Annotated in this window: 25 protein-coding genes; 19 read left to right on the top strand and 6 right to left on the bottom strand. The window is 59.4% G+C overall.

Going from position 1 to position 26,139, the window contains the following annotated elements; all coding sequences use genetic code 11:
- Positions 1 to 246 precede the first annotated feature (246 nt).
- From hisD to HMPREF2847_RS01835, 4 genes are all read left to right on the top strand, one after another.
- Positions 247 to 1,599 carry a histidinol dehydrogenase gene (gene hisD, locus HMPREF2847_RS01855; RefSeq protein WP_070851338.1) on the top strand — a complete coding sequence of 451 codons (1,353 nt, stop codon included), beginning with the start codon at positions 247 to 249 and terminating at the stop codon, positions 1,597 to 1,599.
- The gene (locus tag HMPREF2847_RS01850) at positions 1,599 to 2,741 is read left to right on the top strand and encodes a histidinol-phosphate transaminase (protein WP_070851337.1); all 1,143 of its coding nucleotides are present in this window, start codon (positions 1,599 to 1,601) and stop codon (positions 2,739 to 2,741) included. Before hisD ends, HMPREF2847_RS01850 begins: the two co-directional genes overlap by 1 nt.
- Before the next feature lie 45 nt (positions 2,742 to 2,786).
- Complete coding sequence (hisB, locus tag HMPREF2847_RS01845; protein ID WP_070851336.1) at positions 2,787 to 3,425, top strand: imidazoleglycerol-phosphate dehydratase HisB; 639 nt, start codon at positions 2,787 to 2,789, stop codon at positions 3,423 to 3,425.
- Between the two features lie 284 nt (positions 3,426 to 3,709).
- On the top strand, positions 3,710 to 5,131 hold the full coding sequence (locus HMPREF2847_RS01835) for an MFS transporter (protein WP_070851335.1): 1,422 nt from the start codon (positions 3,710 to 3,712) through the stop codon (positions 5,129 to 5,131).
- Positions 5,132 to 5,243: 112 nt separating this feature from the next.
- Here HMPREF2847_RS01835 and HMPREF2847_RS01830 read toward each other — a convergent pair whose 3' ends face one another.
- Positions 5,244 to 5,867, bottom strand: coding sequence for an arsenate-mycothiol transferase ArsC (locus tag HMPREF2847_RS01830; RefSeq protein WP_070851334.1), 624 nt, complete (start codon positions 5,865 to 5,867; stop codon positions 5,244 to 5,246).
- 188 nt (positions 5,868 to 6,055) lie between these two features.
- Here HMPREF2847_RS01830 and hisH point away from each other — a divergent pair, with 188 nt between their 5' ends.
- The 12 genes from hisH (at position 6,056) to pyk (ending at position 17,531) form a co-directional block, all read left to right on the top strand.
- Entirely contained in the window at positions 6,056 to 6,754 is a 699-nt protein-coding gene (gene hisH, locus HMPREF2847_RS01825; RefSeq protein WP_070851333.1) for an imidazole glycerol phosphate synthase subunit HisH, read from the top strand.
- A gap of 148 nt (positions 6,755 to 6,902) precedes the next feature.
- Complete coding sequence (gene priA / locus HMPREF2847_RS01820) at positions 6,903 to 7,637, top strand: bifunctional 1-(5-phosphoribosyl)-5-((5-phosphoribosylamino)methylideneamino)imidazole-4-carboxamide isomerase/phosphoribosylanthranilate isomerase PriA (protein ID WP_070851332.1); 735 nt, start codon at positions 6,903 to 6,905, stop codon at positions 7,635 to 7,637.
- A gap of 102 nt (positions 7,638 to 7,739) precedes the next feature.
- Positions 7,740 to 8,552, top strand: coding sequence for an inositol monophosphatase family protein (locus tag HMPREF2847_RS01815; protein WP_070851331.1), 813 nt, complete (start codon positions 7,740 to 7,742; stop codon positions 8,550 to 8,552).
- 83 nt (positions 8,553 to 8,635) lie between these two features.
- Positions 8,636 to 9,412: an imidazole glycerol phosphate synthase subunit HisF gene (gene hisF, locus HMPREF2847_RS01810; RefSeq protein WP_070851330.1), complete on the top strand. Its 777-nt coding sequence runs from the start codon at positions 8,636 to 8,638 to the stop codon at positions 9,410 to 9,412.
- Positions 9,409 to 9,807: a phosphoribosyl-AMP cyclohydrolase gene (gene hisI / locus HMPREF2847_RS01805; RefSeq protein ID WP_070851329.1), complete on the top strand. Its 399-nt coding sequence runs from the start codon at positions 9,409 to 9,411 to the stop codon at positions 9,805 to 9,807. The genes hisF and hisI overlap by 4 nt, the downstream gene beginning before the upstream one ends.
- A 112-nt stretch (positions 9,808 to 9,919) precedes the next feature.
- Entirely contained in the window at positions 9,920 to 11,464 is a 1,545-nt protein-coding gene (locus tag HMPREF2847_RS01800; protein WP_070851328.1) for an anthranilate synthase component I, read from the top strand.
- A 7-nt stretch (positions 11,465 to 11,471) separates the two neighbouring features.
- Entirely contained in the window at positions 11,472 to 12,122 is a 651-nt protein-coding gene (locus HMPREF2847_RS01795) for a TIGR02234 family membrane protein (protein WP_038625711.1), read from the top strand.
- A gap of 4 nt (positions 12,123 to 12,126) precedes the next feature.
- The gene (gene trpC, locus HMPREF2847_RS01790) at positions 12,127 to 12,933 is read left to right on the top strand and encodes an indole-3-glycerol phosphate synthase TrpC (protein ID WP_070851327.1); all 807 of its coding nucleotides are present in this window, start codon (positions 12,127 to 12,129) and stop codon (positions 12,931 to 12,933) included.
- A 148-nt stretch (positions 12,934 to 13,081) separates the two neighbouring features.
- Positions 13,082 to 14,371: a tryptophan synthase subunit beta gene (trpB, locus tag HMPREF2847_RS01785; protein ID WP_083327295.1), complete on the top strand. Its 1,290-nt coding sequence runs from the start codon at positions 13,082 to 13,084 to the stop codon at positions 14,369 to 14,371.
- A complete protein-coding gene (gene trpA, locus HMPREF2847_RS01780) occupies positions 14,372 to 15,151 on the top strand; it encodes a tryptophan synthase subunit alpha (protein ID WP_070851326.1) in 780 nt (259 codons plus the stop codon). It begins immediately after the preceding gene.
- 7 nt (positions 15,152 to 15,158) lie between these two features.
- Positions 15,159 to 16,082 (top strand): prolipoprotein diacylglyceryl transferase, encoded by a 924-nt coding sequence (gene lgt, locus HMPREF2847_RS01775; protein WP_070851325.1) that lies wholly within the window; start codon positions 15,159 to 15,161, stop codon positions 16,080 to 16,082.
- Between the two features lie 33 nt (positions 16,083 to 16,115).
- Positions 16,116 to 17,531, top strand: a complete 1,416-nt coding sequence (gene pyk, locus HMPREF2847_RS01770; RefSeq protein WP_038625706.1) for a pyruvate kinase — start codon at positions 16,116 to 16,118, stop codon at positions 17,529 to 17,531.
- 138 nt (positions 17,532 to 17,669) lie between these two features.
- Here the strand turns inward: pyk and HMPREF2847_RS01765 are convergent, their stop codons facing one another.
- Positions 17,670 to 18,947, bottom strand: a complete 1,278-nt coding sequence (locus HMPREF2847_RS01765) for an amidohydrolase (RefSeq protein ID WP_070851324.1) — start codon at positions 18,945 to 18,947, stop codon at positions 17,670 to 17,672.
- Positions 18,948 to 18,991: 44 nt separating this feature from the next.
- Positions 18,992 to 20,341 carry a DUF4921 family protein gene (locus tag HMPREF2847_RS01760; protein ID WP_070851323.1) on the bottom strand — a complete coding sequence of 450 codons (1,350 nt, stop codon included), beginning with the start codon at positions 20,339 to 20,341 and terminating at the stop codon, positions 18,992 to 18,994.
- A 113-nt stretch (positions 20,342 to 20,454) separates the two neighbouring features.
- Here HMPREF2847_RS01760 and HMPREF2847_RS01755 point away from each other — a divergent pair, with 113 nt between their 5' ends.
- The 3 genes from HMPREF2847_RS01755 to HMPREF2847_RS01745 all read left to right on the top strand — a co-directional run bounded on the left by HMPREF2847_RS01755 (position 20,455) and on the right by HMPREF2847_RS01745 (position 23,295).
- A complete protein-coding gene (locus HMPREF2847_RS01755; RefSeq protein ID WP_038625702.1) occupies positions 20,455 to 20,838 on the top strand; it encodes a hypothetical protein in 384 nt (127 codons plus the stop codon).
- Between the two features lie 255 nt (positions 20,839 to 21,093).
- Positions 21,094 to 22,437, top strand: coding sequence for an NADP-specific glutamate dehydrogenase (gene gdhA, locus HMPREF2847_RS01750; protein WP_070851322.1), 1,344 nt, complete (start codon positions 21,094 to 21,096; stop codon positions 22,435 to 22,437).
- A 96-nt stretch (positions 22,438 to 22,533) separates the two neighbouring features.
- Positions 22,534 to 23,295, top strand: coding sequence for a sulfite exporter TauE/SafE family protein (locus tag HMPREF2847_RS01745; protein ID WP_070851321.1), 762 nt, complete (start codon positions 22,534 to 22,536; stop codon positions 23,293 to 23,295).
- A 49-nt stretch (positions 23,296 to 23,344) separates the two neighbouring features.
- On the opposite strand, the gene HMPREF2847_RS01740 is transcribed toward HMPREF2847_RS01745, so the two are convergent.
- The 3 genes from HMPREF2847_RS01740 to HMPREF2847_RS01730 all read right to left on the bottom strand — a co-directional run bounded on the left by HMPREF2847_RS01740 (position 23,345) and on the right by HMPREF2847_RS01730 (position 25,993).
- Positions 23,345 to 24,118, bottom strand: a complete 774-nt coding sequence (locus tag HMPREF2847_RS01740) for an amino acid ABC transporter ATP-binding protein (RefSeq protein WP_070851320.1) — start codon at positions 24,116 to 24,118, stop codon at positions 23,345 to 23,347.
- Positions 24,119 to 25,036: an amino acid ABC transporter permease gene (locus HMPREF2847_RS01735; protein ID WP_370523131.1), complete on the bottom strand. Its 918-nt coding sequence runs from the start codon at positions 25,034 to 25,036 to the stop codon at positions 24,119 to 24,121. It abuts the gene before it with no gap.
- Between the two features lie 63 nt (positions 25,037 to 25,099).
- Positions 25,100 to 25,993, bottom strand: coding sequence for an ABC transporter substrate-binding protein (locus HMPREF2847_RS01730; RefSeq protein WP_070851318.1), 894 nt, complete (start codon positions 25,991 to 25,993; stop codon positions 25,100 to 25,102).
- Between the last annotated feature and the right edge of the window lie 146 nt (positions 25,994 to 26,139).

Raw genomic sequence — 26,139 nt, 5'->3', positions numbered from 1 at the left:
TCACTGTGGCAGAGCTAACTTGCGCCACAGTATGAGGGGTTAAATGGGGCAATCGGTATGAACCGGGCGTGAGAAAGATATGCTTAGTTCATACTCAAGGGTGCCTTTAAGGGCGAATAGTAGCGAAAACCGTGGATAAAGTCTTTGGCTTTGACCGAGATTTTCAATACTTTGTTGTCATTTCTTTGTCACTCTGAAGTGCTCACGTATGAATCCATCGTGCGAATAGGCGGTTACTAATTAATTATGTTGTCCACTATTGATCTTCGCGGTCAGACTCCCACCACCGCCACTCTGCGTCGAGTGTTGCCGCGCGGTGCGGCAGACGTTGATTCCATGATTCCCACGGTCAAGCCCGTTGTCGATGACGTGGCAGCCCGTGGTGTGGAAGCGGCGATGGAGTACTCCGAGAAGTTCGACCGTATTCGTCCGGCATCCATGCGCGTTCCAGCGGAGGTTATCGATGCCGCGGAAGCCGCGCTGGAAGACGACGTCCGCTCTGCTCTGCAGGAGTCCATCGGGCGCGTGCGCGCGTTCCACGCTGCTCAGAAGCCGAATGACAAGACTGTTGAAATTCTTCCCGGCGGCATTGTCCGTGAGAAGTGGATTCCGGTTTCGCGCGTCGGTCTTTACGTCCCCGGGGGCAATGCCGTCTACCCGTCGTCTGTGTTGATGAACGTCATCCCAGCTCAGGAAGCTGGTGTGGAGTCCCTCGTCGTCGCCTCTCCACCACAGGCCGACAACGACGGCTGGCCGCACCCGACCATCCTGGCTGCCTGCAAGCTGCTTGGCGTGACCGAGGTGTGGGCCGTCGGCGGTGCACAGGCCGTCGCACTGCTCGCATACGGCGATGAAAATGAGAGCCTCGAGCCGGTCGACATGGTCACCGGTCCGGGCAACATCTTCGTTACCGCCGCTAAACGCCTGTGCCGCTCGGTCGTCGGTATCGACGCCGAAGCTGGTCCGACCGAAATCGCCATTCTTGCAGATAACGCCGCTGATCCTGTCTCCGTCGCCTACGACCTGATTTCCCAGGCAGAGCACGACATCATGGCCGCCAGCGTACTTATTACCGACGACGCCGATTTCGCCGCCGCTGTCGACCGCGAGGTCGAAAACCGCTACGAGGTCACCATGAACGCCGACCGCGTGCGCGAGGCGCTCACCGGCAAGCAGTCTGGCATCGTGCTTGTCGACGACATGAATATCGGCATCCAGGTTGCAGATGCCTACGCCGCTGAGCACCTGGAGATCCACACCGAAAACGCACAGGCCGTTGCCGAACGCATTACCAACGCTGGCGCAATCTTCATCGGTCGCTTTTCGCCGGTGCCGCTGGGCGATTACTCGGCTGGCTCCAACCACGTGTTGCCGACCTCCGGTACCGCCCGCCACGCCTCGGGGCTGTCAACGCACACCTTCCTCAAGTCGGTCCACATGATTGACTACAACGAGGCCGCGTTGAAGGAAGTTGCCGACAGCGTAGTAGTCCTGGCGAACGAAGAACGACTGCCAGCGCACGGCGAGGCCATCCGCGCCCGCTTTGAGACGCTTCTCGGCTCTGAGAGCAATGGCGCAGAAAAGGGGAACGACAACTAATGAGCAACCAGCCTGAGAACCAGTCACAGCCGTCGGTAGCCAAGTTGGCGCTGGCAGATCTGCCACTGCGCGACGAACTGCGCGGCGAGGAAGCCTACGGTGCTCCGCAGCTCGACGTCGATGTTCGCCTGAACACCAACGAAAACCCGTACCCGCCATCCGATGACCTCATCGCCGACCTAGTGGCGCGAGTGGAGAAGGTCGCCTCTGACCTCAACCGCTACCCGGACCGTGACGCAGTAGCACTGCGCAGCGCACTCGCCGACTATGTCACCCGCCAGACCGGCGTGGACATCACCGTTGACCAGGTATGGGCTGCCAACGGCTCCAACGAGATTCTCCAGCAGCTGCTGCAGGCATTCGGCGGGCCAGGGCGCAGCGCAATGGGGTTTGTGCCCAGTTACTCGATGCACCCAATCCTCTCGTCCGGCACGCAGACGGAGTTTATCGGCATCGACCGCGACCCGGAGACCTTCGACATCGACATGGATAGTGCGCTCGCGGCAATTGCCGAGCACCGTCCTGACGTCATCTTCATCACGACGCCGAACAACCCGACTGGCAACCTGACTACGCTCGCTGACTTGCGCCGCATTATTGAAGCCGCGCCGGGCATCGTCATTGTCGATGAGGCCTACGCCGAGTTCACTGAGGAGCCGTCGGCGACAACGCTGCTGGCTGAGTTCCCGTCGAAGCTGGTTGTCTCCCGCACGATGAGCAAGGCTTTCGACTTCGCAGGAGGCCGCCTCGGCTACTTCGTTGCTAACCCGGCATTTATCGATGCTGTGATGCTCGTACGTCTGCCATACCACCTGTCGACGTTGACGCAGGCCGCAGCCACAGTTGCACTTCGCCACTCGGATGCGACGCTGTCGACCGTCGCAAAGCTTGCCGACGAGCGTGACCGCGTCGTGGCCGCCCTGAACAGCTATGGCTACGACGTTATTGACTCGTACTCGAACTTCGTCTTCTTCGGGCGTTTCGCCGATGCCTCGACGGCATGGCAGAGCTTCTTGGCCGAGGGAGTACTCATCCGCGATGTTGGCGTGCCCGGTCGTTTGCGTGCCACTATTGGTCTGTCCAGCGAAAATGATGCGCTGCTGGCGGCGGCCAAGAAATTGGCAGCGACCGCGCTGGCTTAAGCGAAATGCTGCTGGTACATCCCACTACAAGGAGAAATCTGACTTATGCACGCCAGTGATAAGGACCATCTGAAGGAAGAGCGCACTGAGCGCGTTGGCCGTATCGAGCGCGCCACCCGCGAATCGAGCATCGTCTGCTCGGTGAATCTCGATGGCACCGGCAAGGCCGATATTTCGACCGGTCTGCCGTTCTTCGACCACATGTTGACCGCTTTCGGCTCCCACGGCAGCTTCGACCTGACTGTGCACGCCAACGGCGACACCGAGGTCGATGCGCACCACACGGTGGAGGACACCGGCATCGTTATGGGGCAGGCGTTTGCCCAGGCGCTGGGGGATAAGTCCGGTATTCGCCGCTTTGGTGACAGCTTCATTCCGATGGATGAAACGCTGACGCACGCAGTGGTTGACGTATCGGGTCGTCCGTATTTTGTTGGCACTGGCGAGCCAGAGCAGATGTTGACTGCCGTTATTGGTGGCCACTACGCAACTGTTATCAACGAGCACTTTTTTGAGTCCTTCGCCCTAAATGCCCGTATTGCGCTGCATGTTCGCTGCCTCTACGGGCGCGATCCGCACCATATCACCGAGGCTGAGTACAAGGCCGTGGCTCGTGCCCTGCGTGCTGCCGTCGAGGACGACCCGCGCGTCCACGGTGTGCCCTCGACCAAGGGCACTCTGTAGGGCGCAGCTGTAGTAAACAGCCGCCGTAGGCAACAGGAAAATCCACCTTAGCTGGCATTTTAGGGGAATCGATGGTAACAACGTCTGTAGACGTGCTTTTAGCGCAGGTGTCTACCGCCTCGACGCTGAGCACTTATTTTTTGTTCATTGTCGCTGGCCTGCTGGTGGGCGGAACATGGTCACTCTATAAGTCCGGATCGAGGGTCGGAACAATCATCCTTGGTCTCTTATCTGTGATCGCGCTCGCCGGCGCAATTTTGTGGTTGATAGGAGTGATGGAGTAAATGGCGTCCCGGGTGATGGACCGCAGGCAGCTAGACGAACTGGACAGCATGTGGAAAGCGCCCGGACTAGTACCTACGCTAGTCGCCGTGATGGCCGCCTTCGGTGGCTGGTCACTCCTCATGCCTGTCATTCCGCAGGCAATTCTTGACGATGGCGGTGGAACCTCGCTCGCCGGTGCCTACACCGGTGTTTTTATGGCCGCCACAGTTCTCACGCAGACGCAGACTCCACGTATGTGTCGCCGTCTTGGCTACGGCATGACCATGCTGATTTCAGGTCTGTTTCTGGGCTTGCCGACGATTCTGCACATCTTCGGCACCGATGCTGCTTTGGTGCTCATCATTGCGGTTCTCCGCGGTATGGGCTTCGGTGCGTTGACTGTCGCCGAGTCCGCATTGATTGCAGAGCTTGTGCCACTGAAGTTCCTGGGGAAGGCCTCCGGTGCGCTTGGTGTGGCCGTTGGTTTGTCCGAGCTCATTTTCCTGCCGCTTGGTCTCATCATTGCAGATAAGACTGGCTCCTACACTCCGGTTTATATTCTGGGTGCCGTCATTTCGCTCGTTGGCTCGGTGATGGCCCTATTCATTCCGAAGATTAAGCCAGCGCCGAAGGAGGGCAAGGGCGGCAACGAGGATGTCGGTGACCCCGTTCCTGGCTCTGCAGCAACGCAGCCGAGCCCAGTTGAGCATGTTGCCACTTGGAAGCTGGTGGCCATTCCCGCGCTTGCAATCTCCACGATTGCTATGGGCTTCGGTGGTATTTCCGCTTTCCTTGCGCCGGCAGCTCGAGAGGTTGATGCTGTTTCTGGTGCAATTGTCGCTGGTCTGGCACTATCGGTTCTCGGTGGCGCGCAGATGGTATTCCGTTACTTCGCAGGAATCTACGCCGACCGTAAGTCCGAGGCTGGAATTCTGCTGATTCCGGCATTGATCAGTGGTTTTATTGGCCTGCTGATGATGTCCGGCGTGGTTCTCTTTGATCTGTCGGCCTGGCTGCTGCTGGTCGCTGCCATTTTCTACGGCGCGGGCTTCGGCATTGTGCAAAATGAGGCTCTGCTGCTGATGTTTGCCCGCCTGCCGCGTGACCGTACTGCTGAGGCCAGTGCCTTCTGGAACATGTCCTTTGACTCGGGCACAGGTATCGGCTCGTTCGTTCTGGGAGCCGTAGCTGCGGCTGCACTCCGTCCGTACCCGGCTGTCTTTGCCTTTGCAGCAGCTCTGCTGGCAGTTGGCCTCATTGGTGCGGTGCTCGACCGAATCATCGGAAAGCACCGCGTGGCGGAGTACCAGAACACCCGCGCTACGCTGCGTCGTCTGGGAGATGCCGTGAAGCGTCATACGCCGGAGGCAGCCGTGCGTGTTGCCCGCCCGGCAAAGAACGCAGTGACGCGCTTGACGGTTCGGGACCGCAAGAAGAAGTAACCACATAAAAAGAGACGTTAGAAAAAGAGTGGCTGCGCTAGTCCTAGCGCAGCCACTCTTTTTTGGTTAATAAATGCAACCCCCCCCCCGGTGTGTGATCAGCCGTGCCTGTTTACGCGACGGCGACGTCCATCTCGGTGAAGAGAGACCGCAGGCGGGTTTCGATATCGTCGATAAGCGACTGGAGCTCGTCGTCTGTGAGATGGTCCGGATCCGCGACATCCCATTCCACGTAGCGGTCGCCGGGGACTGCTGGTGTCTCGTCGATGCCCATGAGTACGACAACATCAGCGCGGTGGGAAACACGGGGAGTAATCGCCTTTTGGGTGAGGCGTGAGGTGTCCACGCCACGGTCGCGAAGAGCCGCGACGACGCGCGGGTTCAGGCCATCCTCTGGGTTGAGGCCGATAGTGCGGATAAAGACTTCATCACCAACCAGGTGGTAGGCCAGGGCAGTGGCAATCTGGCTGCGGCCGGAACCACGGCTATCGGCAAAGAGAATCTCTTGGCGCGGGGCGAAGTCCTTGCATCCGCTCTCGGCCTTGATGCGCTGGGTGGCCTCGCGTTCGGCGAGGACGGGGAGGAAGTTAGTCACCTTCGCAGAGCCGGACAGCTCTGCAATGACATCGTCGAGGATGGAATCGATGGTCGCAGCGTCGCAGGCTGCACCATAGAGCCGGTGAAGGTCCTCGCGGACAATGGCAAATGATTTACTAAGAACGGATGCGGTAGTCATAGCGTCGGAGCCTCTCTGTGAAAAGTAATCAGGGGTATTAGGGATCAATCAATAACTTAGTTAACCTGTTGTTAACCGTGGGTTTACCAAAGTATTCGGTGGGCGTATACCAGCGCTTTTGCCTGTCCAGGCAGTTTTCTTGGGGTAAATGGGAAACATCGATTCCCAGCGCCTTAAAATGTCCAACTATGGAACAAGTCTCACCTTCGACGAAGACCTCAACTGTTGCCATCCTTGATTACGGCTCCGGTAATTTGCGTTCAGCTGAGCGCGCTGTGGCCACCACGGGTGCCGAGGTTATTGTGACCGCCGATCCGAAGACCGTGATGGAGGCCGATGGTCTCCTCGTTCCCGGCGTCGGTGCCTATGCCGCATGCATGGAGGGTTTGCATCGAGTGCAAGGGCCGCGCCTGATTGGTTCTCGACTCGCAGGTGGTCGGCCGGTGATGGGAATCTGCGTTGGTATGCAGGTGCTCTTTGACCGCGGCGTCGAGTACGCCGACGGCATCCATGCAGTGGAGACCGACGCATCCGCAGCTGTCACCGGCACCCCGGGTTGTGGTGAATGGCCCGGTACTGTCGAGCGCCTCGAGGCGTCGATTCTGCCGCACATGGGCTGGAACACGGTTGAGGTGCCGGAAGGCTCAAAGATGTTTAAGGGGCTGGAGGGTCAGCGTTTTTACTTCGTCCATTCCTACGGTGTGCGCGAGTGGGACCTTGATACGGATTCTCGCATCGCTCCGCCGCTGGTGACGTGGTCTGCCCACGAATCCGATCGGTTTATCGCCGCCGTGGAAAACGGTCCGCTGTGGGCCACGCAGTTCCACCCTGAGAAGTCTGGCGAAGCAGGGTTGAAGCTGCTGCAGAACTGGGTGGACACGCTGTAGTTGCCCAATCGGTAGTATCTGCCCTAACCGCACTACCTGGTAGGTGACGGAATTTCGCCACCTAGACCACCTATACTGAGATAACTAGCAACAAGCGTCGTGGCGACTATGGCCACAACGCCCAAAAGTCGAAGAGAGTAGAGCCCCCATGAGTTTGACCCTGCTGCCCGCTGTAGACGTAGCCGATGGCCAGGCTGTGCGCCTTGTTCAGGGTGCTGCTGGAACCGAGACTTCCTACGGTGCACCGCTGGAAGCTGCCATGAATTGGCAGAACGCAGGCGCTGAGTGGATCCACCTGGTCGACCTCGACGCCGCGTTCGGTCGCGGTTCGAACTACGACCTGCTTGCCGACGTCGTGGGCAAGCTCGACGTGAAGGTGGAGCTCTCCGGCGGTATCCGTGACAACGCTTCGCTCGAGGCTGCGCTGGCCACCGGCTGTGCCCGCGTCAATATTGGCACCGCCGCACTGGAGAATCCGGAGTGGTGCCGCGAGGTTATCGCCAACTACGGCGATCGTGTGGCCATTGGACTGGACGTTCTTAACGAAGAGCGGCAGTGGCGCCTGCGCGGTCGCGGCTGGGTCTCCGACGGTGGTGACCTCTGGGAGGTGCTGGAGCGCCTGGATGCCCAGGGTGCATCCCGTTTCGTGGTGACTGACGTCTCCAAGGACGGCACCCTGCAGGGGCCGAATGTGGAACTGCTGCGCGAGGTCGCCGCTGCCACCGATGCTCCAATCGTCGCTTCCGGCGGTGTCAGTAGCCTGGACGACATTGCAGCTATCGCCAAACTGGTCGATGAGGGCGTCGACTCCGCAATTGTGGGTAAGGCGCTCTACGCAGGGCGTTTCACCCTTGAAGAGGCCCTGGCAGTAGCCCGCGGCTAAAGAGAACACTTTCGTGGCCGGGCCGGGGAGACGTCGTCAAGCGAAAGCGTTAACGAGCGAACGGCACCCCGGCTGTGACGGCGGATGAAGGACTTAGAAAGTATGGATGCCCTGGAACCGCGGGCGATGCTCGCTATTGCTGAAGCGGCGCTCGATGAGGTTGAAGGCCTGTTCACACAGCAGGTGGGCGCGGACCCGGTTGTCATGAAGCCGCGCGGGGATTTCGCGACGGAGACTGACCTGGAAATTGAGCGTCGTCTGCGCCAGCTCCTCACGCAGTATTCTGGCCTGCCCGTCTACGGCGAGGAATTCGGTGGCAAGGTTCCCGAGGAACACACAGCCTGGGTCATCGATCCGATTGACGGCACCACGAATTATTCCAACGGCTTTCCGCTGTGTGCCATGCTGCTCACGCTCATGCACGAGGGGGAGCCGGTGGTCGGCATCACCTCCATGCCTCTGCTGCGCCGTCGTATCACCGCAGCTAAGGGCAGTGGCACGTTTGTCAACGGCCGTCGCGTCAACATCGATGCCGAGGCCGGTCGCCCGGTTTCGATTGCCTTCGGGTCCGTCATTGCGAGTACCGACGGCACACTCCCGCGCAAATGGCGCCAACTGCTGCTGTCAAAGGTGGGCGAGCGCTATCCGACGATCCGAATTACTGGTTCTGTCGGAGTGGACTTAGGCTCCACCGCGATGGGGGCATTCGGCGGCACCGTGACTTTCTCGCCGCATGTGTGGGATAACGCAGCTGGTGTACTGCAGATTTCCGAAGCTGGTGGCGTGGTCACAGACTTGGCGGGCAATCCCTGGCGACATGATTCGGTAGGCGTGCTGGCGGGAACTCGAGATGTTCATGCCACGCTGCGGTCGATTATTGACGAACTGGGTCGTCCCGAGGCTTTCCGGAGCTAAAACGTGGGCGATGCCCCGAGCTGGGTGGTTGCGCAAACCTTCGAGCCACAATTTTGAGCTAACACGAGGAGAACTTAAAAACTATGTCTCTGGCAGTACGCGTGATTCCTTGCCTGGATGTCAACAATGGGCGGGTCGTCAAGGGGGTTAACTTTGAGAATCTCCGCGATGCCGGCGATCCGGTGGAGCTGGCCCGCCGCTATGGCGAGGAGGGTGCTGATGAGCTGACCTTCCTGGACGTCACGGCTTCCAAGGATGGTCGTGGCACCATGCTCGAGGTGGTGCGCCGCACCGCGAGTGAGGTCTTCATTCCGCTGACGGTCGGCGGTGGCGTGCGCAGCGTCGAGGATGTCGATCAGCTGCTCCGCGCCGGAGCCGACAAGGTCAGTGTCAATACCGCTGCGATTGCACGCCCGGAACTGCTCAGCGAGCTGTCGCGTCGTTTCGGCGCGCAGTGCGTCGTCCTGTCGGTGGATGCCCGCCGTGTTCCCGAGGGAGGCACGCCCCAGCCGTCGGGCTTCGAGGTCACTACGCATGGTGGTTCACGCTCGGACGGGATCGACGCCGTCGAGTGGGCGCGCCGCGGCGAGGAACTCGGTGTCGGCGAGATTCTTCTGAACTCCATGGACGGCGACGGCACCAAGGACGGCTTCGACCTGGAGCTGCTGGAGAAAGTCCGCGCTGCCGTCGACGTCCCGGTGATCGCCTCTGGCGGTGCGGGTAAGGCCGAGCACTTTCCGCCAGCAGTGCGCGCCGGTGCCAACGCGGTTTTGGCCGCATCCATTTTCCACTTCGGCGAGGTCAGCATTGCTGAGGTTAAGGAAGAGATGGCCCGCGAGGGAATCGAGGTGCGCCAGTGACTGGTCTAGCCCCGGGCGCGGCAGCTCACGGCGCCGGAGATGATCCGCGTGAGTACACGCTCCCGGCGGACATCGCGAACATCGCCAAGTTCAACGCTGACGGCTTGATTCCCGCCATCGTGCAGGAAGAATCCACTGGCCGCGTGCTCATGATGGCCTGGATGGATTCCCACGCCCTGGCGTACACCATCGCTACCAAACGCGGCACCTACTGGTCGCGCTCCCGATTGGAGTACTGGATTAAGGGTCTGACCAGTGGTCATTTCCAGACGGTGACATCGCTGGCGTTGGACTGCGATGGCGATACCGTGCTGATGCAGGTGGTGCAGGACGGCGCCGCATGTCACACTGGCTCGCACAGCTGCTTTGACGTGCATCCCGTGTTCGAGGACTAGGCGGTCAACCGTGGCTGCCGAGGTGGGGATTTCGTCGTCAAGCGCGCCCACCTCCGGTGAAGTCCGGGGGTTAAGTGATATGCAATCCGGGGTGCGTGGCACAATAGCGGCTATGACTCGTATCACCATGACCACGCGTGAGCGCTTCCGCGAACTGGCTGCACATCATCGGGTCGTACCCGTGGTTCGCAAGGTTTTGGCGGACGGCGAAACGGCGCTGTCGGCCTACCGCAAGCTTGGGGCCGATCGTCCCGGCACCTTCTTGCTGGAGTCCTCCGATGTGGGGCAGTCGTGGTCGCGCTGGTCATTTATCGGTTGCGGCAGTCGCGCCGCGCTGACGGTGGATGATGCGGGGGAGGCAACCTGGATTGGCAATGCGCCGTCGGGTGCGCCAGAGGGCGGAAATCCGTTGGATGCTCTGCGTCGTACGCTGGAGCTGCTGCACACGGAACTCCCGCTTGCCGACGATGCCTCGGTGCCCAAGCTCACCTCTGGTCTTGTCGGCTACTTCGGGCATGACATTGTCCGCTACATCGAGCCACAACTGCCGGATACCACTGACAATGATTTGCAGATTCCGGAGCTCATGCAGCTGCTGGTGGAGGACCTGGCTGCTTTTGACCACCACGAGGGTGTGCTGTGGCTGATTTCCAATGCCGTCAACTGGGACGGCTCGGATGAGCGGATTGATCAGGCGTATGACACCGCCTGTGATCGTGTCAATGCGATGGTGGAGCGGTTGTCAGAGCCCTCTGATCTGCGTCCGGCGGAAGTTAGCTTCCCAGAGCCGGTGATTCGTCGCCAGCGCGCCGCCGAGGACCACATGGATCGTATTGAGCGTTGCAAGGATCACATCCGCGCCGGTGATGCGTTCCAGATTGTGCTCTCGCAGCGGTTCGAGATGGACACGCAGGCCTCCGCCTTTGATATCTACCGCATCCTGCGGGTTTCCAATCCGTCGCCCTACATGTTCCTGGTCAACGTTCCAACCAAGAACTTCTCCGATACTGCTTTCCAAATTGTCGGTTCCTCCCCGGAGTCGCTCGTGGCAGTCCAGGGCAGTGAGGTCATCACCAACCCCATCGCGGGCACACGTCCGCGCGGTACCACGGTGGAGCAGGACAATGCGCTGGAAGCTGATTTGCTGGCAGACGAGAAGGAAAATAGTGAGCATCTGATGCTCGTCGACCTTGGCCGCAATGATCTCGGACGCGTCTGCCGCCCGGGCAGTGTTGTTGTGCATGACTTCCGTCATATTGAGCGCTACAGTCACGTTATGCATCTGGTCTCTACGGTCACTGGCGAGCTTTCCAGCGACGCCACGGCTGTCGACGCATTCGCGGCCACCTTCCCAGCGGGAACGCTCTCAGGTGCGCCGAAGCCTTCCGCGCTGAGCATTATCGACAAGTTCGAAGACACTCGCCGGGGTGTTTACGGTGGCACCGTTGGATACTTTGACTTCCGGGGCAATACCGATCAGGCAATTGCCATCCGCACGGGTGTGAAGAAGGGCGATACGGTCTACGTTCAGGCCGGTGGCGGAATTGTCAGTGATTCTGACCCGGTGGCAGAGGATGAAGAGACCCGCAACAAGGCCGCGGCTGTGCTGCGAGCTGTCGCGGCAGCTGAGACACTAGTCCCAGCGGAAAGGAGCTAGGTTTTCGATGAAGTCGACAACGATGCTCTCCGGTGGCCTCATTGGTGTGGCCGCGGCGGGAATGTGGTTGTGCAGCCGAAGTGCGTGGCTGACAGTCGATACTGTTGATGACAAGTCTGGTCCGGCGACCACTGATTTGGTGGGCGCTGTCTGGGCTCCAGAGTTGACGTCGATTGCACTGGCAATGGTGGCTGCGCTGTTTGCCACCACCATTTTGGGCGCACTCGGCCGCCGTATCGTCGGTGGGCTTGCGGCGCTGCTCGCAATTGCGGCGTCGTGGACTCCGATGACTTTGCTTGCCAGCGGAGAAGACGGTGTGGACTCCCAACGGGCGCTGGATTTGTTGACATCGGGAAGCGCCTCACAGCGCGCCAGTGATGCGGTGACTGTGGCAGACTGGGCGCAGGTCGATAACATTCAGGTACACGCGATGGGGCCAGCTCTAGCCTTGCTGTGCTGCGCATTGGCGTTGGTCGGGGCGGTATTGCTGGTGCGCCGACCGGGTGCCGTGAAGAAACAGAAGTCCAGCGCGTATGAGACCCCGGAGGTACGCCGTCAGCGTATCGCCGAGGATCTGGAGGAAGACCCGCAGTCGGGTCGAGTTCTGTGGGATGCTTTGGATGCCGGTGTAGATCCTACGGATCTGGATAAGGAGTAAGGCCATGGCTAACGTTCTGGACAAGATTATTGAGGGCGTACGGGAAGATCTCGCTGCTCGGGAAGCCAGGATTTCCTACCGTGAAATCAAGGAGCTCTCGCTGAAGGCACCGTCGCCGATTGATGCCGTGGCGGCACTGGCAAAGCCTGGGGTGCAGGTGATTGCAGAGGTCAAGCGTGCCTCTCCGTCAAAGGGAGAGCTGGCTGACATCCCCTCGCCGGAAGTTTTGGCGGCAGAGTACGAGCAGGGTGGCGCGGCTGTCATTTCCTGTCTGACTGAGGAGCGCCGCTTCCGCGGTTCACTCGCTGACCTCGATGCCGTGCGCCGCGCGGTGAACATTCCGGTGCTTCGCAAGGACTTCATCGTCACTCCGTACCAGGTCCATGAGGCCCGCGCGCATGGTGCTGACTTGGTGCTGCTGATGTGCTCCGCTTTAGATCAGCCGACGCTGGAGTCGCTGCTGGATCGCACCGAGTCGCTCGGTATGAACGCTCTGGTTGAGGCGCACACCGCCGAAGAGGTCGAGCGTGCCGAGGCCGCTGGTGCCAAGATTCTCGGCATCAACGCCCGCAACCTGAAGACTCTCGACGTGGACCTCTCCGTGTACGAACGTCTTGCGCCGATGCTGCCGGATCATGTTGTGAAGGTGGCAGAGTCCGGTGTCAAGGGGCCGGAGGAACTGCGCTACTACGCCTCCCACGGCGCCGACGCGGTGCTGGTGGGAGAGGGGCTGGTCACCGCGGGCAAGCCAGGAGATGCTTGCCGACGTCTCGTTGCCGCCGGTGTTCACCCGACACTCCGCAGCGAGTAGCGATAGCCCACGGTTGCGATGTAGCAGCTTTCTCGCATCGCGAATTCCGCCTCATTTGGTTGTGTGTCACACCTGTTGTGCTGGCACACCACAGTTTCTTAGGCCTTATCTCCCCGCAACGGGTGGGGATAGTCCACAATAGATAACTGTGAGTGACCAAGATTTCAAGAATTATGATGCCCGCGGTGACCGCCTGCCCACGATGGGTGAGGTTATCGCGGAGACAACGAACCACGAGTCAGATGCCATTGGGCACTGGGGTAAGTGGGGCGGCCAGTTTGTGCCGGAGGCGCTGATGGCCGTTATCGGTGAGGTCACCGATGGCTACGCGAAGGCCCGCGTTGATCAGGATTTTCTCGATGAGCTCGACCGGCTTCAGCGTACTTGTGTTGGACGTCCCTCGCCGCTGTACTACGCGGAGAAGTTCTCCGCTGACATCGGCGCTGACGTCTGGCTCAAGCGCGAGGATCTGAACCATACTGGCAGCCACAAGATTAATAACGTCTTGGGCCAAGTCCTGCTTGCCAAGCGCATGGGTAAGAAGAACATCATTGCCGAGACCGGTGCCGGACAGCACGGTGTTGCAACCGCCACCGCTTGTGCGCTGCTCGGCCTTAACTGCCGTATTTACATGGGCAAGGTCGACGCGATTCGCCAGCGTCTCAATATCGCCCGCATGCGCCTGCTTGGCGCTGAGGTTATCGAGGTCGAGATTGGCTCGAAGACTCTCAAGGACGCAATCAATGAGGCCATGCGTTTTTGGGTTTCACACGCCGATGACACCTACTACTGCTTCGGCACTGCAGCCGGTCCGCACCCGTTCCCAACAATGGTGCGCGACTTCCAGCGCATCATCAGCGCCGAGGCACGCCAGCAGATTCTCGCGGAGACCAGCTCGCTTCCCGACGCTGTCGTGGCCTGTGTTGGCGGCGGTTCTAATGCAATCGGCGCGTTCCACCACTTCATCGATGATGAATCGGTTCGCCTGATTGGCGCTGAAGCTGGCGGCGATGGTGTTGAGACCGGTCGCCACGCAGCCCCTATTTCGGCCGCCGGTAATCCGGGTGTGTTCCAGGGCTCCTTCGCCGCCCTGATGCAGAACGAGGACGGCCAGATTACAGAGTCGCATTCGATTTCTGCGGGTCTGGATTACCCGGGTGTGGGCCCGGAGCACTCTTATCTGGCTGATATTGATCGCGCGTCCTACCTGCCGGTGACCGATACCCAGGCGATGCAGGCATTCCAGGACCTGACTCGGATGGAGGGCATCCTGCCCGCTATCGAGTCCGCACACGCGGTGGCTGCCGCCCGACTCATCAGCGGTGACCTGAATGAAGAGCTGGGCCGTAAGCCGCTGATTATTGTCAATGTTTCCGGTCGCGGTGACAAGGATGTCGACACCGCTGCTAAGTGGTTTGATCTGATGGAGGAGTCCTAAATGAGTCTGAGTGACGTCTTTGACAAAGTCCGTGAGGAAAACCGCGCTGCATTTATCGGCTACTACCCAGCGGGTTTCCCGACCACCGATAAGTCGATTGAGAACATCAAGGCGATTGTCGACGCTGGCGCCGACATCATCGAGGTTGGTCTGCCTTTCTCCGACCCGATGATGGATGGCCCAACCATTCAGGATGCCGCCAACGTGGCTCTGGATGCGGGCTTCCGCACCCGTGAGATTATGCGTGTGGTCCGCGAAGTCACCGAGCACGGCGGTACCTGTGTGGTCATGAGCTACTGGAATCCGATTCTCCAGTATGGTCCGGAGCGTTTCGCTGAGGACTTGGCCGCCGCTGGTGGTCGTGGCACCATCATCCCGGATCTCATCCCCGAGGAGGCCGGCCAATGGCAGCGTGCAGCTGAGGCCAATGGTCTGTCCAACATCATGTTGGTTGCTCCGTCATCGACCAACGAGCGTCTGCAGCTAACTGCCACCGCGTCGACCGGCTTCGTCTACGCCACTAGCCACATGGGAGTCACAGGTGCCCAGGCCAGCGTCGACTCGGCCGCCGGCAAGTTGGTTGCCCGCACGCGTGAGGTTACCGATACACCGGTGTGCGTCGGTTTGGGCGTCTCCAATGGGGAACAGGCCGCGGAGATTGCCGAGTTTGCAGATGGCGTAATCGTTGGCTCGGCACTGATCAAGGCCGCGATGAAGACCACCGATGACCTGGTAACGCTCGCCCGTGAACTCGCCGCGGGCGTACGAGGAGAGAGCTAGCGCATTTATGAGTTCCACCCTTGTTCTCGCTGAGACTGCAACGACGTATCTGGCCAACATTCCCTCTCCGCCGCAGGGCGTGTGGCAGTTAGGGCCGCTACCACTGCGCGGTTACGCGATTTCCATCTTGGTTGGCGTACTCGTCGGCATTTACTGGATGCAGCGCCGCTACGCGGCCAGGGGTGGAGACCCGGAGTTGGTCCTCGACATTGCCATTGCGGTTATTCCTGCGGGCATTATCGGCGGCCGTCTCTACCACGTCGCCACCGACTGGGAGAAGTACTTTGGCCCCGGCGCCAATCCCGCCGATGCACTGAAGATCACCAATGGCGGTCTCGGTATTTGGGGAGCAGTGGCGCTGGGGGTGCTGGCCGCGTGGGCGGTCGCTAAGTGGCGGAAGGTGCCGTTTGCGCCAGTTCTTGACGCGGCCGCACCCGCAATCATCCTTGGTCAGGCCATTGGGCGTCTGGGCAATTGGTTCAACCAGGAACTCTACGGTGGCCCAACGTCGCTTCCGTGGGGTCTGGAAATTTACCAACGAGTTGATGAGTTTGGTCGGGTTGCCCCTGTCACCGGAACGTCGACAGGCGAAGTGCTGGCCGTGGTGCATCCAACGTTCCTCTACGAGATGGTCTGGAACGTCCTCGCCTGTCTGGTCATTGTTTGGGCGGACCGAAAGTTCAAGATGGGCGGCGGCCGCGTCTTTGCACTCTATGTCGCGGCCTACACTTTGGGACGTTTCTTCATTGAACTCATGCGCGTCGATGACGCAACGCTGATATTCGGTGTGCGTATTAATAACATCACGTCGCTCGTAGTCTTTTTCTGCGCTGTAATTGCTATGTGGATTCTGCGAGCGAAGAGCCGCGAAACCGCAGCTGAAGTCAGGGGAGAGCGCGAGGCTGCTGAAGCTCACAGTGTTTCCAACTGACGCATAGCCCGTTAAGGGACTAGGCTGGAGGCCGTGCTTAGACGAACGAAGATTGTATGTACCCTCGGTCCAGCAGTTGCTTCGCTGGAGGGGATTACCGGGCTGGTCAACGCCGGCATGGATGTTGCCCGTCTGAATTTCTCTCACGGTGAGCATGAGGACCACGCTCAGAACTACCACTGGGTGCGTGAAGCATCCGACGCTACGGGACGTGCGGTTGGTATTCTCGCCGATTTGCAGGGGCCAAAGATTCGCCTCGGTCGTTTTAAGGAAGGCTCGACCTATTGGGCTGACGGCGAGATTGTGCGCATCACCGTCGACGATGTCGAAGGCACGCACGACCGCGTCTCCACCACGTACAAGAACCTCGCTGATGATGCCCGTCCGGGCGATCGCCTGCTTGTCGACGACGGTAAGGTCGGCCTGGAGTGCATCGAGGTAGATGGCAATGATGTGGTGTGCCGTGTCATCGAGGGCGGTCCGGTCTCTAACAACAAGGGTGTTTCCCTGCCGGGGATGAACATCTCGGTGCCGGCTCTGTCGGAGAAGGATATCGCTGACCTGCGCTTCGCTCTGAAGCTGGGGGTGGACTTTATTGCGCTGTCCTTCGTCCGTTCGCCTTCCGACGTCGAACTGGTCCATGCAGTCATGGATGAGGTTGGCCGTCGTGTCCCGATTATCGCCAAGCTGGAGAAGCCAGAGGCAGTCGAGTCTCTTGAGGCCATCATCCTGGCTTTCGATGCTGTGATGGTTGCCCGTGGTGACCTCGGTGTTGAGGTGCCGCTGGAAGATGTTCCGCTGGTTCAGAAGCGCGCTATTCAGATTGCCCGCGAGAACGCCAAGCCGGTCATCGTGGCCACCCAGATGCTCGACTCCATGATTTCGAACTCGCGCCCGACTCGTGCGGAGGCCTCCGACGTGGCCAACGCTGTGCTCGATGGTGCAGATGCCGTGATGCTTTCGGGTGAGACCTCAATTGGTAAGTACCCGCAGGCCACGGTGAAGACCATGGCTCGCATCGTTACCGCCGCTGAGCGCGAGGGGGAAGTTCCTGCGCTGACTCACATGCCGCGCACTAAGCGTGGTGTTATTTCCTACGCAGCTCGCGATATCGGTGAGCGCTTGAATGCCCGCGCTATGGTTGCTTTCACCACCTCGGGTGATACCGCTCGCCGTGTGGCACGCTTGCACTCTCGCCTGCCGCTGCTGGTATTCACTCCGAATCAGCAGGTTCGTTCGCAGCTTGCGCTGACGTGGGGCGCGGAGACCTTCTTGGTGCGCGAGGTTAACAGCACGGATGAGATCATGCAGGTCATCGATGAGCAGCTCTTGACCATGGAAAACTACAACGCTGGTGACACGCTGGTCGTTGTTGCTGGTACCCCTCCAGGAAATGAGGGCAATACCAACATGATTCACGTCCACGTTATTGGCGAGGACGCACGCTAGCTCTTTGGCACGTTTGAAAAGCCGGTAAGCCCTTTTGGGGCTTACCGGCTTTTTGCTAGAGCCTTTCGACCTGGGCTGTTGGGCTGTTTCGTGGAATCCTTGCCCGGTGCGCGGTGGCAAGCAGCCGGCAAACGCCCCTTACTTTGCCAGGTAGGACAGCACGGCGGCAGCGGCGGCAGAAGTCGCGGAGGTAGCCGTCGGCTTGAAATCCGGCAAGAACGTCGGCATGTGGTTTGACGGCACGTCTTCGACCACGCGGTCGGCAGCAACGGCGGCTTCCCACGTATCCCGAGGTGTGGCGCCAACTGTCCAGTAGACATACGGGCAGTTCAGGCCACGGGGAAGGTCTGAGAAGTCCTCCGACGCCGTCCACGGCACAGCATCGGTGGAATCTTCGCCGAGAACAGCGTCCATGACCGGGCGAATCGTGGCAAACGCTTCCGAATCATTGTCAGTGACTTCGCCGTGATCCGAGTAGTCAATCACAGGTTCAACCTCAGTGCCGGAAGCCAGGCACTCGCCACGAACAACGCGCTCAATGCCCGCAATGAGCTTGGCGCGTACCTCGTTGGAGTAGTAGCGAATGTTCAGCACAATCTTGGCCTGACCTGGGATTGTGTTATTCGAATTGCCGGACTGCAGCGTGCCGACGGACAAAACACCAAACTCGTGGGGAGGAATCTCGCGCCCCACAATTCCCTGCAAGCGCAGAACGATTGCGGCAGCCAAGTACGTCGGGTCAATGGCGTTGTGCGGCATAGACCCATGTGCGGAGCGACCGGTCAGCGTGATGCTGATGGTGTCACAGCCAGCAAGTGCCGGGCCGGGCATGGTCATTACCTGACCTGCGGGGCCGGGAACAATGTGCTGGCCGAAGCACACATCTGGGGTGGGGATGAGGTCTGCCAGGCCATCGTCAATCATGGCCTGTGCGCCACAGGCCAATTCCTCGGCGGGCTGGAACAGTGCAATGAATGTACCCGACCACTCAGACTTAGTCGCTGCCATCAGGCTAGCCAGACCAAGACCAGCCGTCATGTGCATGTCATGGCCGCAGGCGTGCATGACGGCGGTGGCGGAACCATCGCGGGCGGTACCGGTGGCTGAGGAAGCGAAGTCCACACCTGTTTCCTCGAAAACTGGAAGCGCATCGATATCAGCGCGGAACAGCACGGTGGGGCCGGGACCATTTTCCATGACACCAACCAGTCCGTGGCCGCCGATTCCCTCGTGCACTGTGTAAGTGCCCATGTCGCGAAGAGCACCGGCCAGATAAGCGGCAGTTTTCTCCTCTGCTTGAGACAGCTCCGGGTGCTGGTGCAGGTAGCGGTAGATTTCCCACTGCCTGTCCAATGGCACTCGATGGGTGGCGATGAGGTCGCGAATGCGGCTCAATCGTGCTTCATTGTTGCTCACCTGGATTAAGACTCCTTACTTCTTTCTCTATTCTGCCCAGAGGCCTACAGTCGCGTTCCGTCCTCGACAAGCGGGTTGTACTTCAGGGAATTCGGCAGGCACTGGCACTCGGTCGCAATGTGAATGCTGTCCGAGATTTTCCCGGTCTCCCGTAGACGGTACATCTCTGGTACGACGCGGTCGCGCAGATCCCATGGGGAGATGGTGTTCAGATAAATCTTGGTGCCACCTTCAAAGCCGGCCAAGTTTGAGGTGCGCCACTTAATCATCACACGCCATGGCATGCGGGCATCCAAATCGACAGGACGGTGATGCCATTCCTCATTGCATGGAATGGTGGGGCCGGCAGCGGCATGACAGGCGTGAATCAGATCCGACATGGCGTCGATTTCAGCGCGGGTTTGCAGCCACGGTTCGCAGATGTCCGACTTCGAGAAAATCTCCAGCGTGGGGTAGCGGTGTCCGAATCCGGCAAAGGCCACTGCATGCTCATTTTCCGCGATGATTAGATTGTGGCGGGCAGCATAGTCCACTGCGAACTCGTTGTAGATATTCGGGTTCTTGCGCACCGCTTGCACTTCGCGCTTGAGCTGCTCGCCGTGCTCATCGATGGCCACAAGCTGCTTGTGCAAGTGATCGAAGCTCGCGCCTGCCGGTTTCAGCCAGTTTTGGAAAGCGGCCACATAACGCACGTAGCGGTTACGTCGGTACAGGTCAGCAATCGACTCGACGGTAAACGCAATGAGTGCGCGGTGCTCGGCAACGCTCAACGTGCCAGAAGAAGCCAGCTGGTTATCGTGAGTAGCGCCGTCCACAAAGTGGCGACGGGCAACAATCACATCGTGGCCGCCGGCGAAGTAGCTCGGGGCGCGGCGCAGCAATTCCTCGTCGGAAAGCGCGCTGATTTCCTCTTCGCTGCGTCCAGCGGCGCGGTAGCGCGTGCGAATGATGTTGAGCACATGCTCGCGGCCTTGCGGGTCGTCGAGGTAGGCCTCCATACGCTGCTGAGTCTCGCGATCGGGCTCGAACCCGTAGTTGTCCGCCCAGTAGTCATACGAGACGATTTCGAACAGGTTGGGCACGCGGCGGAATTCCGCAGTGGTGTCGAAGAGCTGGTCAGGAAGTACTCCGGTCACTGTGGTGTAACCGCCGAATACTGAGTCATCGAGGACAACGCGGGCCTTCTCTGGCGGGGTTTGCAGCAGATTGTTCCAGCCGAAGGAATCGCGGGAACCAAAATCCTCCTCGCTCAGTGGCTGCGGATCCGGGTGCTTAAGTCCCAGCGGCCGATTGCCACGACCGGGGACTGTCCACACCTGGGTACCGGAAAAAGGATTGACTTGCTTCACCGTGCCGTCGGCAAGCGTGATGAGAGGATTGCTGAAAGCCTGCATAAATTCAACACTACGTCGTTGTCAGCGATGGGCGCGCGTCAATGTAGGGGGATAGGAGCTTGATGACGGTTAGTTATTGTCTGGCCGTCTCGCGTGGCTTAGCCTGTGAAGTTATGTCGAAGATTGTTTTTCACTGCCTGGTGAAGCCGACCGAATCGGAGGCACTGGCCGAGGCATTTCGTACCAAGTTGAGTGAGTTTGACCGCGCCGGGCGAGTTAGTGATGTGGCTGTGTCGGTGGCGTCGGCGGACACTGACGCGCAGCTGGTGGAGCAGTGGGAGCGTGAGAACCCTAAGGAGCCGCTCGGAGAGAGAAAGGTATTCCGCTATCTCTTGAGCTTCGATCAGCACGGTGGTTCTCTCAATGAACTCGCTATGGACCTCTCGGAGCTACTGACTCCGCGTGCAGAATTGCCCCCGGACCCGGTGCTGCGTGAGTTCGACGAATTACTCGAATCTGTTGCGACGTATCCCTGGAATGTTGCCGTATTTAGGTAATTTCCTACCTAATTCGTGAAAAGCGTAAGTCTCCACGAAGCCGGTGCTTGGCTTGGCCAGCGGGTGTAGCGCGAAACGCTACGAGTTTTCCCAGCAATATGCCGTTGTATAATTATGTCCGCTTCAATATCGACAGTTGCCCAGTCCTTGTGCACACAACCTGTGCCACCGAGTTACGGCAACCGGGAAGCGGTTTACAACCGCTGACGGTTTGTTCTTCGTGGGCGCCATAATGGTTTCGCAGAGAGGTTTATTTTGAATATCGAGCAGAAGGTTTCGGGTCTCTATGACCAGATTCTCACCCGAAACGCCGGTGAGCCGGAGTTCCACCAGGCAGTGGCAGAAGTTCTGGAGTCTCTGAAGGTCGTCCTGGAAAAGGATCCACACTACGGTGACTACGGCTTGGTTCAGCGTCTGTGTGAGCCGGAGCGCCAGATTATTTTCCGCGTGCCGTGGGTCGATGACCAGGGCCAGGTCCAGGTCAACCGTGGCTTCCGCGTTCAGTTCAACTCTGTGCTGGGCCCGTACAAGGGCGGTCTGCGCTTCCACCCGAGTGTGAACCTCGGCATCATCAAGTTCCTGGGCTTCGAGCAGATTTTCAAGAACTCCCTGACCGGCCTGCCAATCGGCGGAGGCAAGGGCGGCTCCGACTTCGATCCGAAGGGCAAGTCCGAGCTGGAGATCATGCGCTTCTGCCAGTCGTTCATGACTGAGCTGCACCGCCACATCGGTGAGTACCGCGATGTGCCTGCCGGTGACATCGGTGTCGGCGGCCGCGAGATTGGCTACCTGTTCGGTCAGTACCGCCGTATGGCCAATCAGCACGAGTCCGGCGTTCTCACCGGTAAGGGCCTGACCTGGGGTGGTTCCCTGGTTCGTACCGAAGCTACCGGTTTCGGCTGTGTTTACTTCACCGAAGAGATGATGAAGGCCAACGGTGCTGACATCAGCGGCGCCAAGGTTATCGTTTCCGGTTCCGGTAACGTCGCCATCTACGCCATTAAGAAGGCTCAGGAGCTCGGCGCTACCGTCATCGGTTTCTCTGACTCCTCCGGTTACGTCTCCACCCCGAACGGTGTCGACGTCGAGCTGCTGAAGGAAATCAAGGAAGTTCGTCGTGCTCGCGTCTCCGAGTACGTGGCCGAGGCTGAGGGCGCTGAGTTCCACGAGGGTGGCAACATCTGGGAGCTCAAGGCCGATGTTGCACTGCCGTGTGCAACTCAGAACGAGCTCAATGGCGAGTCCGCCAAGCTGCTGGTCGAAAACGGCTGCCGCTTCGTTGCCGAGGGCGCAAACATGCCGTCCACCCCGGAGGCCATCGAGGTCTTTAAGTCCAACGGTGTCCACTTCGCACCGGGCAAGGCTGCCAACGCTGGCGGTGTTGCTACCTCCGCTCTGGAGATGCAGCAGAACGCGACCCGCGATTCCTGGTCCTTCTCCTACACCGATGAGCGCCTGAAGCGCATCATGACCAACATCTTTAAAAACTGCGAGACCACCGCAGCTGAGTACGATCACGAGGGTAACTACGTGCTCGGTGCCAATATCGCAGGTTTTAAGAAGGTCGCTAACGCAATGCTGGCTCAGGGCGTCATCTAGTTCGCATCGAGTCCGCTAACGTCTCCGCTTTACGACGGGTTCCCGGAGACCCCGCCCGTGGAGTAGCCAAAAAGCCCACGCTGTAAACTCCCTCCCATGGAGTTATCAGTGTGGGCTTTTGTCTTTATCGTGGCAACGATTTTCATCGGGGCACTGATGCAGCGAGTAGCTGGCATGGGACTCGGCCTGCTGGGAGGGCCAGTCCTCTCACTGATTGCAGGCCCAGTAGCAGGTATTTTGATTATCAACGTGCTCGCCACCGTCAATGCGGTCATGCAGACTATCTCGGTGCGAGAAAACGTCGACTGGAAGAAGTTCTGGCTAATTGGTCCGGTGATGGCTTTTGGGGCGTTGCCAGGCGCCTGGGTGGTTCACAACACACCCAGCGGGCCACTCCAGGTTCTGGTCGGTGGGCTAGTGCTGCTTGCGCTGCTGGTGACATCCTTTATGCCTCACCGCATGCGTGTTGACGGCCCACAGTACGCCGTTGCCTCTGGCGTTGCCGGCGGCTTTATGAATACCTTGGCCGGCATCGCGGGCCCGGCCATTACCGTTTACGCACAGGCTTCCCGTTGGCCAGCGCAGACGTTTGCGGCCACCCTGCAGCCGCTGTTCTTTGTCTCCGGTGGGTTGTCCTTGCTGTTCAAGGAAATCAGCGCTGATGTCTCCGTCTTCTCCACCACGCCGGTTATACTCTGGCCGCTGTGTCTGGCTGCCACGGTGGTGGGTATATTTTTGGGCACTCGCGTTTCTCGGCGAGTGCCCATTGTGGAAGCCCGAAAGCTCGCGGTCATTCTGGCGACTACCGGCGCGGCAGTCACTATGCTTCGCGGAATCTCCGCAACTTTTGGCGCTTAGGCTTGCTGTTCCGCCTGCCAGCCTCCCCTGGCTGTTACTTCAACGGCTGTTACTTCAACAGCGAAGACAGGAAGTTGCGGGTGCGTTCGTGCTGTGGATTCCCCAACACCTCATCCGGAGTGCCCTTTTCCACAACCACGCCATCAGCCATGAACACAACCTGGTCGGCGACTTCGCGGGCAAAGCCCATCTCGTGCGTCACGACGACCATGGTCATACCCTTATCGGCCAGACCATGCATGACGTTGAGAACCTCACCGACGAGCTCCGGGTCAAGAGCGGAAGTCGGCTCATCGAAGAGCATTAGCTTCGGCTCCATGGCCAGTGCACGAGCAATGGCAACACGCTGCTGCTGGCCGCCCGAGAGCTGAACAGGGTAGGCATCGGCCTTGTGAGCCAGACCAACAGTCTCCAGCAGCTCCATGGCACGCTTTTCAGCCTGCTCCTGGGAGACACCCTTTACCAGCACTGGTGCCTCGGTGATATTTCCCAGCACCGTGCGGTGCGGGAACAGGTTGAAGTTCTGGAATACCATGCCAATGTCGCGACGCTGACGGGCAGCTTCTGCGGCGGAGATTTCGTAGAGGCTACCGTTCTTTTCGCGGTAGCCAATCAGGGAACCATCGACGTAGAGACGGCCTGCGTTGACCTTCTCCAGGTGGTTGATACAGCGCAGCAGTGTGGACTTGCCGGAGCCCGAAGGGCCAATGAGACAGGTAACCGTACCGCGTGGAACCTCCAGGTCGATGCCCTTGAGGACCTCGAGCCGGCCGAAGTTCTTCCGAACCTTTTGCGCCTCAACCATCAAATCTTTGGTAGTCATTTACTGCGGATCCTCTCGGTAGAAGTGCTCTTCGTCCTTATCGACAACGCGAGTATTAGCAAGCGGCACACCTTCGGCGTCGGCAAGCGCTGCCAGCTGGCGGGCGGTGAGCTGGCGTGTAGCGCCGCGGGCGAAGTAGCGCTCAAGGTAGAACTGGCCGATCATCAGAATCGATGTGATGACCAAGTACCAGGTGGCGGCGACCAGCAGCATCGGCACCGGCAGGAATAGAGCATTGGCGATGTCCGTGGAGCGGCCGTAGAGTTCCAGCGAGAACGGCACTGCGATGACCAGCGAAGTGGTCTTCAGCAGGGAGATGAACTCGTTGCCCGTCGGCGGGATGATGATGCGCATGGCCTGCGGCAGGATGGTGCGGCGGACAGTCTGCCACCAGCTCATACCCAATGCCTTCGATGCCTCGGTCTGGCCCTCTGGGACAGCCTGAATGCCGGCACGGACAATTTCAGCCATGTATGCGGACTCGTTCAAGCCGAGACCGACGAATGCCAGCACGAAGGTATTGGAGAGAATGGTACTTAAATCAACCTCGGTAACGCCCAGGTCAATCGTCGAGTAGATAGTGCCGAGGAGACCCCAAAAGACCAGCTGCACGTAGACCGGCGTTCCTCGGAAAACCCACAGGTAGAACCAAGCAACTGTGGACAGCACGGGGTTTTCCGACATGCGGAGCACTGCGACGATGGCACCGCCGATGATGCCGATAAGCATGGCCAAGACTGTCAGTGCAATGGTCCAGCCAGCGGCAGCGGCGATTCGTGTGTCGAACAGGTACTGGAAGTAAACATCCCAGTGGTAGGCCTCATTGCGGGCGGCACCGATGATGAACCACAGGAAGAGCACCAGCAGCACTGCTGCGGTAATCCAGCGCCCCGGGTGTGGCAGCGGTTTGGCCTTAATTTCTTCGTTGAGTTCCGCCTGTGTGGCCTCGTAGCGGGCGCCAGACGCAGATGAGTCGCTCACTTAAAGTTCCTCTCCGTTAATAGTGGCGCGTTCCAAAGCACCGTCTTCCAAACCCCATGTGGTCAGGATTTCCTTGTACTGGCCGTTGTCGATGAGGTACTGCAGTGCCTGCTGCAGCACTGGGCCGAGTTCTGAATCCTTCGGAATAGCGAAGCCGAACGGGGCACCATCGTAGATATCTCCGGCAAGTTCGAGTTTGCCCTCAGAGCGATTGACCGCGTAGGCACTAACTGGTGAGTCAGCGGCCAATGCATCAGCACGCCCCAGCACCACGGTGGTAGCGGCGGTACCAGCATCCTGGTAGGCCAACTTGTTAATTGGTGGCAAGCCACGATCCAGACAATCCTGATTCTTTACCGGCAGGTCCTCCATGTCAGCGACGGTATTACGCTGAACGGCGACAGTTTTGCCACAGTAGTTGTCGGAGCTGGCGTCGCTGCCCGGGCGACGTGCCCACTGCAGGCCGGTATCCAGATAGTCGACGAAGTCGTAAGTCTTGCGGCGCTCCTCGTTTGAGGTGAATCCGGATGCGCCAACATCGACTGCGCCGGCCGACAGGGCCGGCAGAATCAGTGCGAAATCCTGTTCTTGGATTTCAATCTTCAGGTCCAAGACACTGGCCATGGCTCGGATGAGGTCGATGTCGAAGCCAATGATGGAACCGGCGGAATCCTTAAACTCTGCCGGGGCGAATGTTGGGTTGGTGCCGATGCGCAATACTTCGCGCTTACGAAGATCTGCTGGGACCTGTTTCGCCAGTTCGGGGACCGCTGCCGGTTTGATTTCTGACCAGCCCTCGGGGTTACCGCTTTCGTCATTGGTGACGCAGCCTGTAAGCCCTAAGAACAAGGTCGCAGTCAGCGTGGCAGCCGCCAATGCGATGGGTCTTTTCATATCTGAATATGTTACCTAGGTGTGATGTCCAGGGACGTTGTTCTGGCCCCCGCCCGTAATGACACCGTGCCGATTCAAGAAGTATCTGTCCAGACCGCTTGCCATTGAAGGCTGAGGTTACCCTCGTTTAGTGGACACCCTATTTG

Origin of the sequence: Corynebacterium sp. HMSC074C03 (assembly GCF_001838285.1) — a bacterium.
Classification (GTDB): Bacteria; Actinomycetota; Actinomycetes; order Mycobacteriales; family Mycobacteriaceae; genus Corynebacterium; species Corynebacterium amycolatum.
This window is presented reverse-complemented; position numbering and strand designations above follow the sequence as displayed.